The following is a 13,645-nucleotide window of genomic DNA, read 5'->3' on the forward strand; positions in this document are numbered from 1 at the left end:
CCTGGGGCCGTGCTGTTCGGTCTGCTCCTTCTTAGCTGCCGCGACGAGTCCTAATTCTCAGGCCTCCCTCGTCGCGGAGTTCGCCATGGGCTGACCACACATCTCGCCGAGAACGCAGAGGGAAACGCACGTCATGAAGAACAATCAGGCTCCGTCGGCCATGCCGATCCACAAGTACCGCCCGTACCACGAGCAGATCGCGGTCGAGCTGCCCGACCGCAGCTGGCCGTCGAAGGTCATCACCCAGGCGCCGCGCTGGTGCGCCGTCGACCTGCGAGACGGGAACCAGGCACTCATCGACCCGATGAGTCCCGAACGCAAGCGCATCATGTTCGATCTGTTGGTGCAGATGGGCTACAAGGAGATCGAGGTCGGCTTCCCGAGCGCCTCGCAGACCGACTTCGACTTCGTGCGCTCGCTCATCGAGGAGAACGCCATCCCCGACGACGTCACCATCCAGGTGCTGACGCAGGCCAGGGAGCACCTCATCAAGCGCACCTACGAGGCGATCGCCGGCGCGAAGCAGGCGATCGTGCACCTGTACAACTCCACCAGCGTGCTGCAGCGCGACGTGGTCTTCCGCACCGACAAGCAGGGCATCATCGACATCGCGCTCGAGGGCGCGCGACTGTGCCGCGAGTTCGAGAAGACGGTGCCCGAGACCGCCGTCTACTACGAGTACTCGCCCGAGAGCTACACCGGCACCGAGCTGGAGTTCGCCGTCGACGTCTGCAACCAGGTGCTGGAGGTGTTCGAGCCGACGCCGGAGCGCAAGGTCATCATCAACCTGCCCTCGACCGTCGAGATGGCGACTCCGAACGTCTACGCCGACTCGATCGAGTGGATGGGGCGCCACCTGAAGTACCGCGAGAACGTCATCATCTCGCTGCACCCGCACAACGACAGGGGCACGGCGGTTGCCGCTGCCGAGCTGGGCTACCTGGCCGGGGCCGACCGCATCGAGGGGTGCCTGTTCGGCAACGGTGAGCGCACGGGCAACGTCGACCTGGTGGCGCTCGGCATCAACCTGTTCACCCAGGGCATCGACCCGCAGATCGACTTCTCCGACCTCGACCACGTGCGACGCACCGCCGAGTACTGCAACCAGCTGAAGGTGCACGAGCGGAGCCCGTGGGCCGGCGACCTGGTCTACACCGCGTTCAGCGGGTCGCATCAGGATGCGATCAAGAAGGGCTTCGAGGCGATGGCCGCCGAGGCCGCCGAGCACGGCAAGTCGGTCGACGACCTGGTCTGGGCGGTGCCGTATCTGCCGGTCGACCCGAAAGACCTGGGCCGCTCGTACGAGGCCGTCATCCGGGTGAACTCCCAGTCGGGCAAGGGCGGTGTCGCTTACCTGCTGAAGACCGACCACGCCCTCGACCTGCCGCGGAAGCTCCAGATCGAGTTCTCCGGGGTCGTGCAGGCCAAGACGGATGCGGAGGGCGGCGAGGTCACCAGCGACCAGATCTGGGCGATCTTCAACGACGAGTACCTGCCGGCTCCGGCCGACCGCGCCGAGGAGAAGTGGGGGCGCTTCGAGCTCACCCGCACCCGCACGGCGAGCGATCTGGGCGGATCGGTGTCGCTCGACGTCGAATTGCGCATCGGCGACGAGGTCATCGACGCGGGTGCCGTCGGCAACGGCCCGATCGACGCCTTCCTCAAGGTGATGAGCGAGCAGGGCGTCGACATCAAGCTGTACGACTACGTCGAGCACGCGCTGAGTGCATCGGGCGACGCGCTGGCCGCGGCGTACGTCGAGCTGCAGGTCGACGGCACGCGCCTGTGGGGCGTCGGAATCGACGCCGACATCTCGACCGCTTCGCTGAAGGCGGTCGTGAGCGCCGTGAACCGGGCGATCCGGGTGCGCGACGCCGATCGCGAATTGGCCGGGGTCTGACCGCACGCTTCTCCGGGGGCGTCTCCTCGCAGCATCCGACCGTCGACAGTGAGCCCGCCCGCTAGGGTGAGCACATGTTCTGGCAGGTGCTGGGGGAGACGCTCCCGCTCGCGTTCGCGGTGATCATCTCGCCGCTGCCCCTGGTCGCGGTGATCACGCTCTCGCTCGGGCCGCGCGGCCGAGGCAACGCCGTGGTGTTCACCGTGGCGTTCGCCGTCGCGTTCTTCGCGCTCACTCTCGGTCTGTCGTCGGGCCTCAAGGGCACGACCGAGAACGACGCGTTCTTCGCCCGGGTGTTCCACATCGTGCTGGGGTTCGCGTTCGCTGCACTGTTCTTCTACCTGGCCTTCCGCAGCTGGCAGAAGCGGCCGAAGAAAGTCCAGAAGCCGGCGGAGCCGAGGTGGCTCGCGTCGATCGACTCGTTCGGCGTGATGAAGTCGGCGGGGCTCGGACTCCTCCTGGGCCTCGTGAACCTCAAGAACATCCCGATCGCCGTGGCGGCCGGCGCGGTCATCGGCAGCAAGCACCTCGACTGGCCGCTCGTGATCGTGGCGAGCGCGGTGTTCGCCGGGGTGTCGTCGCTCGGGCTCCTGGTGCTCTGCGCGGTGGGCGGCTCGGGCTCGACGACAGTGTCGGCCGGGCTGCAGTCGGCCAAGGTGGGACTGATCAGGCACAACGCCCTCATCATGGCGGTGTTGTTCGTGCTGCTCGGCGCGATCCAGCTCGGCAGGGCGTTCGAGTCGTTCTGAGCCGCGAGACGGGTGCCGCGGAGGCGCGGGTGCGGGCGCAGCGCGTGCGCGGCGCGGCCCGGCCGTGGGGGCACCGGTGAGAGGGATACTGGAAGGGTGCCCGTCTACCGAGATGAAGGCGTCGTGCTGCGCACCCACAAGCTGGGGGAGGCCGACCGCATCGTCACCCTGCTGACCCGCCAGCACGGCAAGGTGCGTGCCGTGGCCCGAGGTGTGCGCCGCACCGGCTCGAAGTTCGGGGCCAGGCTCGAGCCGTTCATGGTCGCCGACGTGCAGTTCTACGAGGGCCGCACCCTCGACACCATCACGCAGGCCGTGACGCTCGGCTCGTACGGTGCCGAGATCACCGCCGACTACGCCAGCTACACGGCGGCCAATGCCATGGTCGAGACCGCAGACAAGCTCACCGAGACCGAGCCGTCGCTGCAGCAGTACCTCCTCCTGGTGGGCGCCCTCCGTTCCCTCGCCCGGGGAGAGCACGGGCCCGCGCTCACCCTCGACTCCTACCTGCTTCGTGCGCTCTCCATGGCCGGCTGGGCGCCGAGCTTTTACGACTGCGCGGTGACGGGGGAGGCGGGCCCGCACTCCGCCTTCGTGGTGCAGCTCGGCGGGGTGGTGAGCGACGGCGTCGCACCTCCCGGCACGCCGCGCCTCGACCCCGGCACCCTCGAGCTTCTCGCCGCCCTCCTCACAGGAGACTGGCAGACCGCCGACGCGTCGGAAGCGCCGACCCGATCACGGGCGAGCGGTATCGTGGCGGCTTACACCCAATGGCACCTGGAACGCGGGCTCCGCTCTCTCGAGCACGTCGAACGGTCGCAGACGACGAAGAAGGTCCCCTCCCCGTGAGTCCTGTCCTCAGACGCTCAGGCGCCGAGCCTCCCCGCACCACCTCCCGCTACGCAGAGCCCTTCAGGCCGCTCGACTGGACCGGCCTGCAGCCCCCCGACATGTCCGCGGCTGCCGTCCCGAAGCATGTCGCGATCGTGATGGACGGCAACGGGCGCTGGGCGAACCAGCGCGGCCTCACCCGCATCGAGGGTCACCGCGCCGGTGAGGCCGCGCTCCTCGACGTGGTGGCAGGCGCCATCCAGATCGGCGTGAAGCATGTGAGCGTCTACGCGTTCTCGACCGAGAACTGGAAGCGCTCGCCCGACGAGGTGCGCTTCCTCATGGGCTTCAATCGCGAAGTGCTGCACCGCCGGCGAGACCAGCTGAACGAGTGGGGAGTGCGCATCCGCTGGGCGGGCCGCAAGCCCAAGCTCTGGGCGAGCGTGATCAAAGAGCTGCAGTTCGCCGAGCAGCTCACGGCCGCGAACTCGACCCTCACCCTCACCATGTGCGTGAACTACGGCGGCCGCACCGAGATCGCCGACGCCGTGAGGGCCATCGCCGACGACGTGGCCGCGGGGCGCATCCGCCCCTCCGCGGTGTCGGAGAAGCTCATCCAACGGCACCTGTACGTGCCCGAGCTTCCCGACGTCGATCTCTTCGTGCGAAGTTCTGGAGAGCAGCGCACCTCGAACTTCCTTCCCTGGCAGTCGGCCTACGCCGAAATGGTCTTCTTGGACAGGTTGTGGCCCGATTTCACGCGGGTCGACCTGTGGGAGGCTATCGAGCGCTACAAGGGGCGCGCCCGCCGTTTCGGCGGAGCTGTGGACAAGCCGTCGGCATCCGTCGCTGTGGAGGAGTCGGAGGCGGAATAGTCGGGCGCGCTGCGCGTTGCTTCCGTCGTGAGTGAAACCGAACCCATCAAGATCGACATCTGGTCAGACGTGGCCTGCCCCTGGTGCTACATCGGCAAGCGCAAGCTGGAGAACGGGCTCGAGGAGTACGCGCAGTCGGGCGACTCCCTGCCCGTCGAGATCGAATACCACTCCTTCGAGCTGTCGCCCGACACCCCGGTCGACTTCGACGGCAGCACGACCGACTACCTCGCCGCGCGCAAGGGCATGCCGGTCGCGCAGGTCGAGCAGATGCTCGACCGCGTCACGGGCATCGCGTCGTCGGTGGGGCTCGACTACGACTTCGACGCGGTGAAGCACACCAATACGGTGAAGGCGCACGAGCTGCTGCATTACGCCAAGGCCCGCGGCAAGCAGCTGGAGGCGAAGGAGCTTCTGCTGAAGGCCTACTTCGTCGACGGACGGCACGTGGGGCGCCTCGACGACCTCGCCGACCTCGCGACCGAGCTCGGTTTCGACCGCGACGACGTGGTGCGCTCGCTCGAGACCGACGAATACCTCGCCGACGTGCACGCCGACCAGCGCCAGGCGGCGGCCTACGGCATCCAGGGCGTGCCCTTCTTCGTCATCGACGGCAAGTACGGCGTCTCGGGTGCTCAGGATGCCGCGGCGTTCGTGCAGGTGCTGTCGCAGGTCGCGGGCGACCGACGCGAGGTGGGGGCGTGAGCTCGGCCGGCACCACCCCGGCCGAGGCCGCGACTCAGGCGGACGGTCCCGTCGTCGTCCGGGTCGGACAGACCGACGCCCCCGAGACGCCGGAGACCGCCGTCACGCCGGCGGTGATGCCGCTGGCGTTGCTCGGGCCGGCCGGTGCGAGCTGCGAAGGCGACTCCTGCTCGTTCTGAGCCCGCAGCGCGTTGTCGTCGCAGCGGACTCAGGTCGCGGAGCGGCTCACGGCAGCGACCCGGCTCACGACCGCGGCGCCATCGGATCGGAGATGTCGGCCACAGTGGCCCCGAGCGCGGCGGCCAGCGCATCGGCGTCGACGAAGGCGCTGTGGCCGTGCGCACCCGCCCCCATCGCGACACGTGACCGGCCGGCGAACGCCGCATCGAGGTACACCGGCCACGGCGTACTGCTGCCGAGCGGGGTGATGGTGCCGCGTTCGTACCCCGTTGCCTCGCGAGCCACGTCCTGGTGGGGCATCGACAGCCGGTTGACCCCCACCAGCGCGCGCAGCTTCGGCCAGCTGATCTGGCGGTCGCCCGGGATGAGTGCGAACAGGAAGCCGCCGTCGTGGCGCTTCACGACGAGGCTCTTCATGATGTCGGCGGGCTCGAGGGCGAGCAGCGCCGCGGCGGCCTCGAGCGAGTCGGCGGCGGGCCGTTCGACGATCTCCACGTCGAGTCCGAGGCGCGCGGCGTCGGCGCGCACCCGCTCGATCCCCTCGGGCTGGGCTGCGGTGTCGGATGAGTTCTCCACAGCACCATTGAACCGGATGCGCGTGCACAGGATTCCCGTCGGCGACGCGCTCGCCGCATCCGTCTGGAAGAATTGACCCCGATGACTTCCTCCACTCTCCTCGCGGGCGGCTCCAAGCTCGCCATCGGCCCCATCGAGCTCGACGTCCCCGTCGTGCTCGCACCCATGGCCGGCATCACGAACACCGCGTTCCGCCGCCTGTGCCGGGAGTTCGGTGCCGGTCTGTACGTGAGCGAGATGATCACGAGCCGCGCCCTCGTCGAGCGCACGCCAGAGACGATGCGGCTCATCACCCACCACCCGAGCGAGACGCCGCGGTCGATCCAGCTCTACGGTGTCGACCCGAAGACGATGGCCGACGCGGCCCGCATCCTGGTCGACGAAGACCGCACCGACCACATCGACATGAACTTCGGCTGCCCCGTGCCGAAGGTCACCCGAAAGGGCGGGGGAGCGGCACTGCCCTGGAAGCTCGATCTCTTCCGAGAGATCGTGGAGTCGGTCGTCGACGCCGCGGGAGACATCCCGGTGACGGTGAAGATGCGCAAGGGCATCGACTCCGACCACCTCACCTACCTCGAGGCCGCCCGCGCGGCGGAGGGCGCGGGGGTCGCCGCCATCGCCCTGCACGCCCGCACCGCCTCCGACTTCTACAGCGGCACGGCCGACTGGGGCGCCATCGCCACCCTGAAAGAGACCATCACCGGTGTTCCGGTGCTCGGCAACGGCGACATCTGGTCGGGAGAAGATGCGGTGCGCATGGTCGACGAGACCGGGTGCGACGGCGTGGTGGTCGGTCGCGGTTGTCTCGGGCGCCCGTGGCTGTTCGGCGACCTCTCCGCGGCGTTCCGGGTGCGGTCGGGCGAGCTCCCCGCAGAGGAGGCGGCGGCACTGCGCGCGGCCCCCTCGCTGGGCGACGTCGCGCGTACCCTGCGCCGGCACGCCGAGCTGCTCACCGAGTTCTTCGGCGACGAAGACCGCGCCTGCCGCGACATCCGCAAGCACGTCGCCTGGTACCTCAAGGGCTATCCGGCCGGCCACGAGGTGCGGGCAGCGCTCAGCACCGTGAAGACGCTCGACGCGATGGACGAGATCCTCGCCACCCTCGACTGGTCGATGCCCTACCCGGGGGCTGACGCCGAGGGCCCCCGGGGCCGCACCGGCAGCCCCAAGAAGCCCGCCCTGCCCGAGCACTGGCTCGACTCGCGCGCCCTCGGCGGCGCGGGGCGCGCCGACCTCGCCGAAGCCGAACTGGACCACAGCGGTGGCTGAACCCCTGCAGAACCTCGCCACCTACGCGCCCACCAAGGGCTACAGCGAGGCCGATGCCGAGCGCCTGCTGCCCGAGGAGCACTACACCAGGCGCAGCGACTTCGCGCGCGACCGCGCCCGCGTGCTGCACTCGTCGTCGCTGCGCCGGCTGGCCGCGAAGACTCAGGTGCTGAGCCCCGCGGTCGTCGCCGACTTCGCCCGCAACCGGCTCACCCACTCGCTCGAGGTGGCCCAGGTGGGCCGCGAGCTCGCCGCGAGCCTCGACCTCGACCCCGATGTCGTCGACACCGCCTGCCTCGCCCACGACCTCGGGCATCCGCCCTTCGGTCACAACGGCGAGCGGGCGCTCAACGACTGGGCGCGCGAGATCGGGGGCTTCGAGGGCAACGCCCAGAGCCTGCGCATCCTCAGCCGCCTCGAGCCCAAGGTCGTCGGCGAGACCGGCCGCAGCTTCGGCCTCAACCTCACCAGGGCGAGCCTCGACGCCAGCTGCAAGTACCCGTGGTCGGCGAGCGACCCCGTTCAAGACCCGAGCGGCCGCCTGAAGTACGGCGTCTACGACGACGACATCGAGGTGTTCGACTGGTTCCGGGCCGAGGCGCCCTCACGCCGGCTCTGTGTCGAGGCGCAGGTGATGGATCTCTCCGACGACATCGCCTACTCCGTGCACGACTTCGAAGACGCCGTGCTGAACGGCTACATCGACGTCTCGGTGCTCGGCGACCGGGTCGACCACGCCGACCTGGTGCGCCGCATCCACCTACGGGCGGGCGGCGGCTTCGAGCTCGACGAGCTGGCCGAGGCCTTCGACCGCCTCGACTCGCTGAAGGTCTGGCTGTCGGAGTGGGACGATTCGCGCGCCGCCCACGCCTCTCTGAAGAACCTCACCAGCCAGCTGATCGGACGCTTCGCCGGTGCGGCGACGCGCGCCACGCGGGAGGCGTTCCCCACCCCGAGCATCACCCGCTACGGCGCCGACGTCGTGGTTCCCGACTGGGTCGCCGCCGAGATCGCGACGTTGAAGGGCATCGTGTCGGTCTTCGTCATGAGCACGGATGCGCGCCAGCCCCTGTACGTCGACCAGCGTGAACTGCTCGGCGAGCTCGCCGACGCTCTGCTCGAGTCGGAGGGTGCAAACCTCGACGCCGCCTTCGCCGCTGACTGGCGGGAGGCCGTCGACGACACGGCACGCCGGCGCGTCGTCGTCGACCAGGTGGCGAGCCTCACCGACCAGACCGCCGTGGCCTGGTACGAGCGGCTGTGCGGCGGCTCGCGACCGAGGCTCGCCCTCCCCGTGCGGAACGTGTCGTGAGCCCATGGCAGGTCTGATCCGCCGCAGCGACATCGACGAGGTGCGCTCGCGCATCAACATCGCCGACGTGGTGGGCGACTTCGTCACCCTGAAGAGCGCCGGGGTCGGCTCGATGAAGGGGCTGTGCCCGTTCCACGACGAGCGGTCGCCGAGCTTCCACGTCCGTCCCCAGGTCGGCTACTACCACTGCTTCGGCTGCGGCGAGGGCGGCGACGTCTTCACCTTCCTGCAGAAGATGGACCACGTCACCTTCTCGGAGGCGGTGGAGCGACTCGCCGCCACCATCGGCTACCAACTGCACTACGAAGACGGCGGCGCCGCCGTCGACCACGGCAACCGCGCACGCCTGCTCGCGGCGAACGAGGCGGCGCGGGAGTACTTCACCGAGCAACTCACGGCACCCGGCGCCGACGCCGGGCGGGCCTTCCTCGGCGAACGAGGCTTCGATGCGTCGGCTGCCTCCCGTTTCGGTGTCGGCTACGCCCCACAGGGATGGGACAACCTGGGCAAGCATCTGCGCGGGCGGGGCTTCACCGAGGCCGAGCTCTCGGCGGCGGGGCTCGTGAGCCAGGGCGACCGCGGCAGCTACGACCGGTTCCGCGGCCGGCTGGTCTGGCCCATCCGCGATCAGACCGGTCAGACCGTCGGCTTCGGCGCACGCCGCCTGTTCGACGACGACAAGGGCCCGAAGTACCTCAACACCCCCGAGACCGCCGTGTACCACAAGGCCCAGGTGCTCTACGGGCTCGACCTCGCCAAGCGCGACATCTCGCGCACCCGCCAGGTGGTGGTCGTCGAGGGATACACCGACGTGATGGCCTGCCACCTCGCCGGGGTCACCACCGCGGTGGCCACCTGCGGCACCTCCTTCGGCGTCGACCACATCAAGATCATGCGGCGCGTGCTCTCCGACGACAGCTCGGGGCTCGGCGAGGTCGTCTTCACCTTCGATCCTGACGCCGCGGGCCAGAAGGCGGCGCTCCGCGCGTTCAGCGAGGAGCAGCGGTTCGCCGCGCAGACCTACGTTGCCGTGGCGCCTGACGGGCTCGACCCTTGCGATCTGCGTCTGGCGAAGGGCGACGACGCGGTGCGCCGGCTCGTGAAGAGCAAGAAGCCGATGTTCGAGTTCGTCATCAAGCAGAAGCTCGCCGCCTACGACCTCGACTCGGTGGAGGGACGGGTCGCGGCGCTCCGCGACGCCGCGCCGGTGGTCGCCGACATCCGCGACAGCGCCCTGCGCCCCGCCTACACCCGTGAGCTCGCGAAGATGCTCGCGATGGAGCTGGGCGAGGTGAGCCAGGTGGTCGAGCGTTCGGGCAGCCGTTCGGGCGGAGGCGACCGGGGGGCCGAGCGCGGCGGTGACCGCGGCGATCGTGGTGACCGCGGCGATCGCGGGGCCCTCCCGCGAGGTGGCGATCATGGAATCGGGGGAGCGCGGCCCGGCGACGGCGGCCGTGTCGACCCCGCGGCATCCGGTGTGCTGGCGGTGTCGGAGTCGTCGGTGCCCTCGGTCACGAGCCTCGCCCCCGAGCCGGCCGTGCGCCCCCGGGTCACTCTCACCCAGCTGCCCGTCACCACGGCGATGCGCACGGAGCGCGACGCGCTCGTCGCCATCCTGCAGACCCCCGTCATCGTCGGCCGCGACCTCATCGCCCACGCCACCGTGTGCGGGTTCAGCAATGCACCCCTCGCAGCCGTGCGCGACTCCATCGGGCGCAACCTCGACGCCTTCGACAGCCCGCAGTGGGTGGCAACGGTGCAGGCCGACGTGCCGGAGGAGTACCGCACGCTCGTCGAAGAACTCGCTGTCGCCCCCATTCCCGAACGTCCCGAGCGCCAGCCTGAGGGCTACCTCCGCAGCATCGTGCGCGACCTCATCACCCGGCACCTCCAGCGCCGTAAAGACGACCTCATCGGCCGCCTCCAGCGCACCGACGCCGTCGCCGACCCCGTCGGGTATCGCGACCTGCAGGTGCAGCTGGTGCAACTCGAGGCCGACCGTCGCGCCTTCCTGGCGGAATGAGGTCGTCGGCATAGGCTCGAATCGATGAGTGAGCCGAAGGTCCTGTCCGCCTCCGATGTGACGATCGAGTATCCGTCGCACAGCGTGAGCCCCGCCTACACCGCCGTGAAGGGCTTCACGCTCGACATCGCGCCCGGCGAGATCGTCGGCCTGGTCGGCTCGAGCGGTTCGGGCAAGTCGACGCTCGCCCAGCTCGCCTCCGGGCAAGCGGCGTTGCGCACGGCGGGCGACGGCTCGCCCCGGATCGTGGGCGGCGAGCTCGAGGTCCTCGGCTACCGGGTGCGAGGCATGCGGCGATCGAAAGCGGGCAAGCTCGCCCTGGGTGTCGGCTACGTGGCGCAGGATGCGGGTTCGCGACTGACGTCGAACATGACGGTCGCCGAGCTGGTCGCCGAACCCCTCTTCCTCCGCGACAAGCGGTTCGACCGGCACGAAGCGGGCCTCAGGGCCGCGACCCTCGTCGATGCGCTGCTGCTGCCCGTGGGCACGATGCTGAAGCAGCCGCACGAGCTCTCGAGTGGCCAGCGCCAGCGGGTCGCCGTGGCCCGCGGCCTCATTCTCGAGCCTTCCCTGCTCATCGCCGACGAGCCCACCGCGGGAGTCGACGTCTCAGTGCGCGGCGCTGTGATCGACGTGATCGCGGCACTGCAACGCCGCCGCGGGGCTGCCGCGCTCATCGTCAGCCACGATCTCGACGCGCTGCGCCGCTCGGTCGACCGCATCGCGATCATCCACGAGGGCGTCGTCGTGGGGCTCGGCACCATCGACGAGGTGCTGGGCGACCCGAGGCACCCCTACGTGGCGAGTCTGGCCCGTGAGGTGCTGCCCGAGATCGACGCCGACGCCGAACCCGAGACCGAGGGTGACGCCGACGGAGATGCTGGGGGCTATGAGCTCCCGTACGACGACCTCGACGACGACTCCGATGAGCCCGCCTACGACGACGAGGCCCCCGGCGCCCACGACGCCGACACCGTCGCCCACGACACCGTCGCCCACGACGCCGTAGCCGACGGCCTTGAGTCCGAGCGAACCGGGAACCGCGGCTCCACCGGCCCCCGATGACCGAGACGCCGCATCCCGGCCCGCTCGCCGTCCTCCCCTCCGCCGACCCTCTCTTCGTCGACGCGGTGCGCTCGGCGGGCGGCACCGTGGCGCCCCTGTCCTCGGCCACCCGCGGTATCGTCTGGCTCGACAACGCGGGCGGTGCCGGTCTCGATGAGGTGCTCGACTCGCACCCCGCTGTCGACTGGGTGCAGCTGCCGTGGGCGGGCGTCGACGCCTTCGCCGAGGTGCTGCGGCGGCACGACCGCCCCGGGCGGGTCTGGACGAGTGCGAAGGGCGCCTACGCGCGGCCCGTCGCCGAGCACGCCCTCACCCTGCTGCTGGGGCTGCTCCGACTGATGCCCACGCGCATCCGCGCCGACTCCTGGGGCGGCAAGGGCGGTACGTCGCTCCACGGGCTCCACGTGCTGATCGTCGGCGCCGGGGGCATCGCACAAGAGCTCCTGCGGCTCCTCCGGCCCTTCGGGGTCGACGTCACGATGGTACGCCGCAAGACGACGGCGGTTCCGGATGCGGCGCGCACCGTCGGCATCGATCGCCTCGACGAGGCGCTGGCGTCCGCCGACGTGGTCGTGCTCGCGGCGCCGCTCACACCCGCCACGACAGGACTGTTCGATGCGCAGAGGATCGCCCGTCTGAAACCCGGGGCCTACCTCGTGAACGTCGCACGAGGAGCCTTCCTCGACACGGATGCTCTGGTCGCCGCCCTCGACGACGGTCGCCTCGCCGGGGCCGGCCTCGACGTCACCGACCCCGAACCCCTGCCCGACGGGCACCCGCTCTGGCGGCACCCGAGCGCCATCGTCACCCCGCACACCGCGGACACGCCCGAGATGACCAGACCGCTGCTCGCCGACCGCGTGCGCGCGAACGTCGGCGCGTACCTCGACGGAGGCGGATTCACGGGCGTCGTCGACCCCGGCCAGGGGTACTGAGCCGCCGGGTGGCGAAATCACTCTCGAAAGGGTGATAGTGTTTCCATCGCTGTTTCGACAGCGATAATCCTCGATAGCTCAATTGGCAGAGCAGCCGGCTGTTAACCGGCAGGTTCTTGGTTCGAGTCCAAGTCGGGGAGCGAAGGCCTCGCGGCTCCACCCGCGGGGCCTTTTTCGTTGCCGCTGCGAGACGCCACGAGGGGGGGAGCGCCGATGGCCGCCCGATCGCCGGAGGAGCGCGCAGCCGTGCGCGCGGGTCTCGCCGTGGGCCTCGCCACCGCCGTCTACGGCGTCTCGTTCGGAGCTCTCGCCACCCTCTCGGGCCTCGACGTCTGGCAGACCTGCTTCCTCAGCCTCGTCATGTTCACCGGCGGCTCGCAGTTCGCCCTCATCGGCGTGCTGGCCTCGGGCGGGCTCGCCGCGGGGCCTGCGGCCATCACGAGTGCAGCGCTCCTCGGCACGCGCAACGTGTTCTACTCCATCCGCATGTCGCCCGTCATCGGCCGAGGCTTCCTGCGCCGGGCCGCCGCCGCGCAGCTCACCATCGACGAGTCGGTGGCGGTGGCGACCGCGCAGCCGACCCTCCGCAGCCAGCGCCTCGGATTCTGGGTGACAGGCGTCGCCATCTACCTGGGGTGGAACCTGACCACCCTTGTCGGAGCGCTCATCGGCGACCTCCTCGGCGACGTGAGCGCCTACGGTCTCGACGCGGCCGCTGCGGCGGCCTTCCTGGGCCTTCTCTGGCCGCGGCTGAAGGAACGGCAGACCCAGGCCGTGGCGGTGGGCGCCGCCGTCGTGGCGACACTGCTCACCCCCGTGCTGGTGCCGGGCCTGCCCGTGCTGGTCGCCGCATCCGTCGCCGTGGTCGTGGGAGCGTTCAACCTGCTGGGAGCGAGGCGCACCTCGTGAGCACCTGGAACATCGTGCTGCTCGCCTCGATCATCTGCGTGGGCCTGAAGGTGCTGGGCTACCTCATTCCGGCGAAGGCGTTCGAGCACCCGACCATCGCCCGCATCGCGAACCTGCTCACGGTGGCCCTCCTCGCGGCGCTGATCGCGGTGCAGACGCTCGGAGTCGGCCAGAGCGTGCAGCTCGACGCTCGGGTACCCGCTGTCGTCGTGGCGGCGGTGCTGTACGCGCTGAAGGTGCCGTTCGTCGTCGTGGTGATCGCCGCCGCGGTGGTGGCGGCGCTCATCCGCGCCGTGTTCTGACGAGGCCGCCG

14 protein-coding genes and 1 tRNA gene are annotated in these 13,645 nt (G+C 70.1%); 14 read left to right on the top strand and 1 reads right to left on the bottom strand.

Annotation, left to right across the window (positions count from 1 at the left end):
• The first annotated feature begins 133 nt into the window (after positions 1-133).
• The 6 genes from leuA to ABFY20_RS09065 all read left to right on the top strand — a co-directional run bounded on the left by leuA (position 134) and on the right by ABFY20_RS09065 (position 5,239).
• Positions 134-1,900: a 2-isopropylmalate synthase gene (leuA, locus tag ABFY20_RS09040; RefSeq protein WP_368499607.1), complete on the top strand. Its 1,767-nt coding sequence runs from the start codon at positions 134-136 to the stop codon at positions 1,898-1,900.
• 74 nt (positions 1,901-1,974) lie between these two features.
• On the top strand, positions 1,975-2,649 hold the full coding sequence (locus tag ABFY20_RS09045; protein ID WP_368499608.1) for a GAP family protein: 675 nt from the start codon (positions 1,975-1,977) through the stop codon (positions 2,647-2,649).
• Between the two features lie 96 nt (positions 2,650-2,745).
• A complete protein-coding gene (recO, locus tag ABFY20_RS09050) occupies positions 2,746-3,498 on the top strand; it encodes a DNA repair protein RecO (protein WP_368499609.1) in 753 nt (250 codons plus the stop codon).
• Positions 3,495-4,355, top strand: coding sequence for an isoprenyl transferase (locus ABFY20_RS09055; RefSeq protein WP_368499610.1), 861 nt, complete (start codon positions 3,495-3,497; stop codon positions 4,353-4,355). The genes recO and ABFY20_RS09055 overlap by 4 nt, the downstream gene beginning before the upstream one ends.
• 27 nt (positions 4,356-4,382) lie before the next feature.
• Entirely contained in the window at positions 4,383-5,060 is a 678-nt protein-coding gene (locus ABFY20_RS09060; protein WP_368499611.1) for a DsbA family protein, read from the top strand.
• Positions 5,057-5,239: a hypothetical protein gene (locus ABFY20_RS09065; RefSeq protein WP_368499612.1), complete on the top strand. Its 183-nt coding sequence runs from the start codon at positions 5,057-5,059 to the stop codon at positions 5,237-5,239. Before ABFY20_RS09060 ends, ABFY20_RS09065 begins: the two co-directional genes overlap by 4 nt.
• A gap of 64 nt (positions 5,240-5,303) precedes the next feature.
• On the opposite strand, the gene ABFY20_RS09070 is transcribed toward ABFY20_RS09065, so the two are convergent.
• Complete coding sequence (locus tag ABFY20_RS09070; protein ID WP_368499613.1) at positions 5,304-5,816, bottom strand: aminoacyl-tRNA deacylase; 513 nt, start codon at positions 5,814-5,816, stop codon at positions 5,304-5,306.
• A gap of 81 nt (positions 5,817-5,897) precedes the next feature.
• Here ABFY20_RS09070 and dusB point away from each other — a divergent pair, with 81 nt between their 5' ends.
• The 8 genes from dusB (at position 5,898) to ABFY20_RS09110 (ending at position 13,634) form a co-directional block, all read left to right on the top strand.
• The gene (gene dusB, locus ABFY20_RS09075; RefSeq protein ID WP_368499614.1) at positions 5,898-7,088 is read left to right on the top strand and encodes a tRNA dihydrouridine synthase DusB; all 1,191 of its coding nucleotides are present in this window, start codon (positions 5,898-5,900) and stop codon (positions 7,086-7,088) included.
• Complete coding sequence (locus tag ABFY20_RS09080; protein ID WP_368499615.1) at positions 7,081-8,400, top strand: deoxyguanosinetriphosphate triphosphohydrolase; 1,320 nt, start codon at positions 7,081-7,083, stop codon at positions 8,398-8,400. Before dusB ends, ABFY20_RS09080 begins: the two co-directional genes overlap by 8 nt.
• Positions 8,401-8,404: 4 nt before the next feature.
• Complete coding sequence (dnaG, locus tag ABFY20_RS09085; RefSeq protein WP_368499616.1) at positions 8,405-10,423, top strand: DNA primase; 2,019 nt, start codon at positions 8,405-8,407, stop codon at positions 10,421-10,423.
• A gap of 24 nt (positions 10,424-10,447) precedes the next feature.
• Positions 10,448-11,488 carry an ATP-binding cassette domain-containing protein gene (locus ABFY20_RS09090; protein ID WP_368499617.1) on the top strand — a complete coding sequence of 347 codons (1,041 nt, stop codon included), beginning with the start codon at positions 10,448-10,450 and terminating at the stop codon, positions 11,486-11,488.
• Positions 11,485-12,423 carry a D-isomer specific 2-hydroxyacid dehydrogenase family protein gene (locus ABFY20_RS09095; RefSeq protein ID WP_368499618.1) on the top strand — a complete coding sequence of 313 codons (939 nt, stop codon included), beginning with the start codon at positions 11,485-11,487 and terminating at the stop codon, positions 12,421-12,423. Before ABFY20_RS09090 ends, ABFY20_RS09095 begins: the two co-directional genes overlap by 4 nt.
• 67 nt (positions 12,424-12,490) lie before the next feature.
• Positions 12,491-12,563: transfer RNA gene (locus ABFY20_RS09100), tRNA-Asn, on the top strand.
• Positions 12,564-12,636: 73 nt separating this feature from the next.
• Positions 12,637-13,332 (top strand): AzlC family ABC transporter permease, encoded by a 696-nt coding sequence (locus ABFY20_RS09105; protein WP_368499619.1) that lies wholly within the window; start codon positions 12,637-12,639, stop codon positions 13,330-13,332.
• On the top strand, positions 13,329-13,634 hold the full coding sequence (locus tag ABFY20_RS09110; protein ID WP_368499620.1) for an AzlD domain-containing protein: 306 nt from the start codon (positions 13,329-13,331) through the stop codon (positions 13,632-13,634). The genes ABFY20_RS09105 and ABFY20_RS09110 overlap by 4 nt, the downstream gene beginning before the upstream one ends.
• Positions 13,635-13,645 lie beyond the last annotated feature (11 nt).

The sequence above is a fragment of the Herbiconiux sp. A18JL235 genome (genome assembly GCF_040939305.1).
GTDB lineage: Bacteria > Actinomycetota > Actinomycetes > Actinomycetales > Microbacteriaceae > Herbiconiux.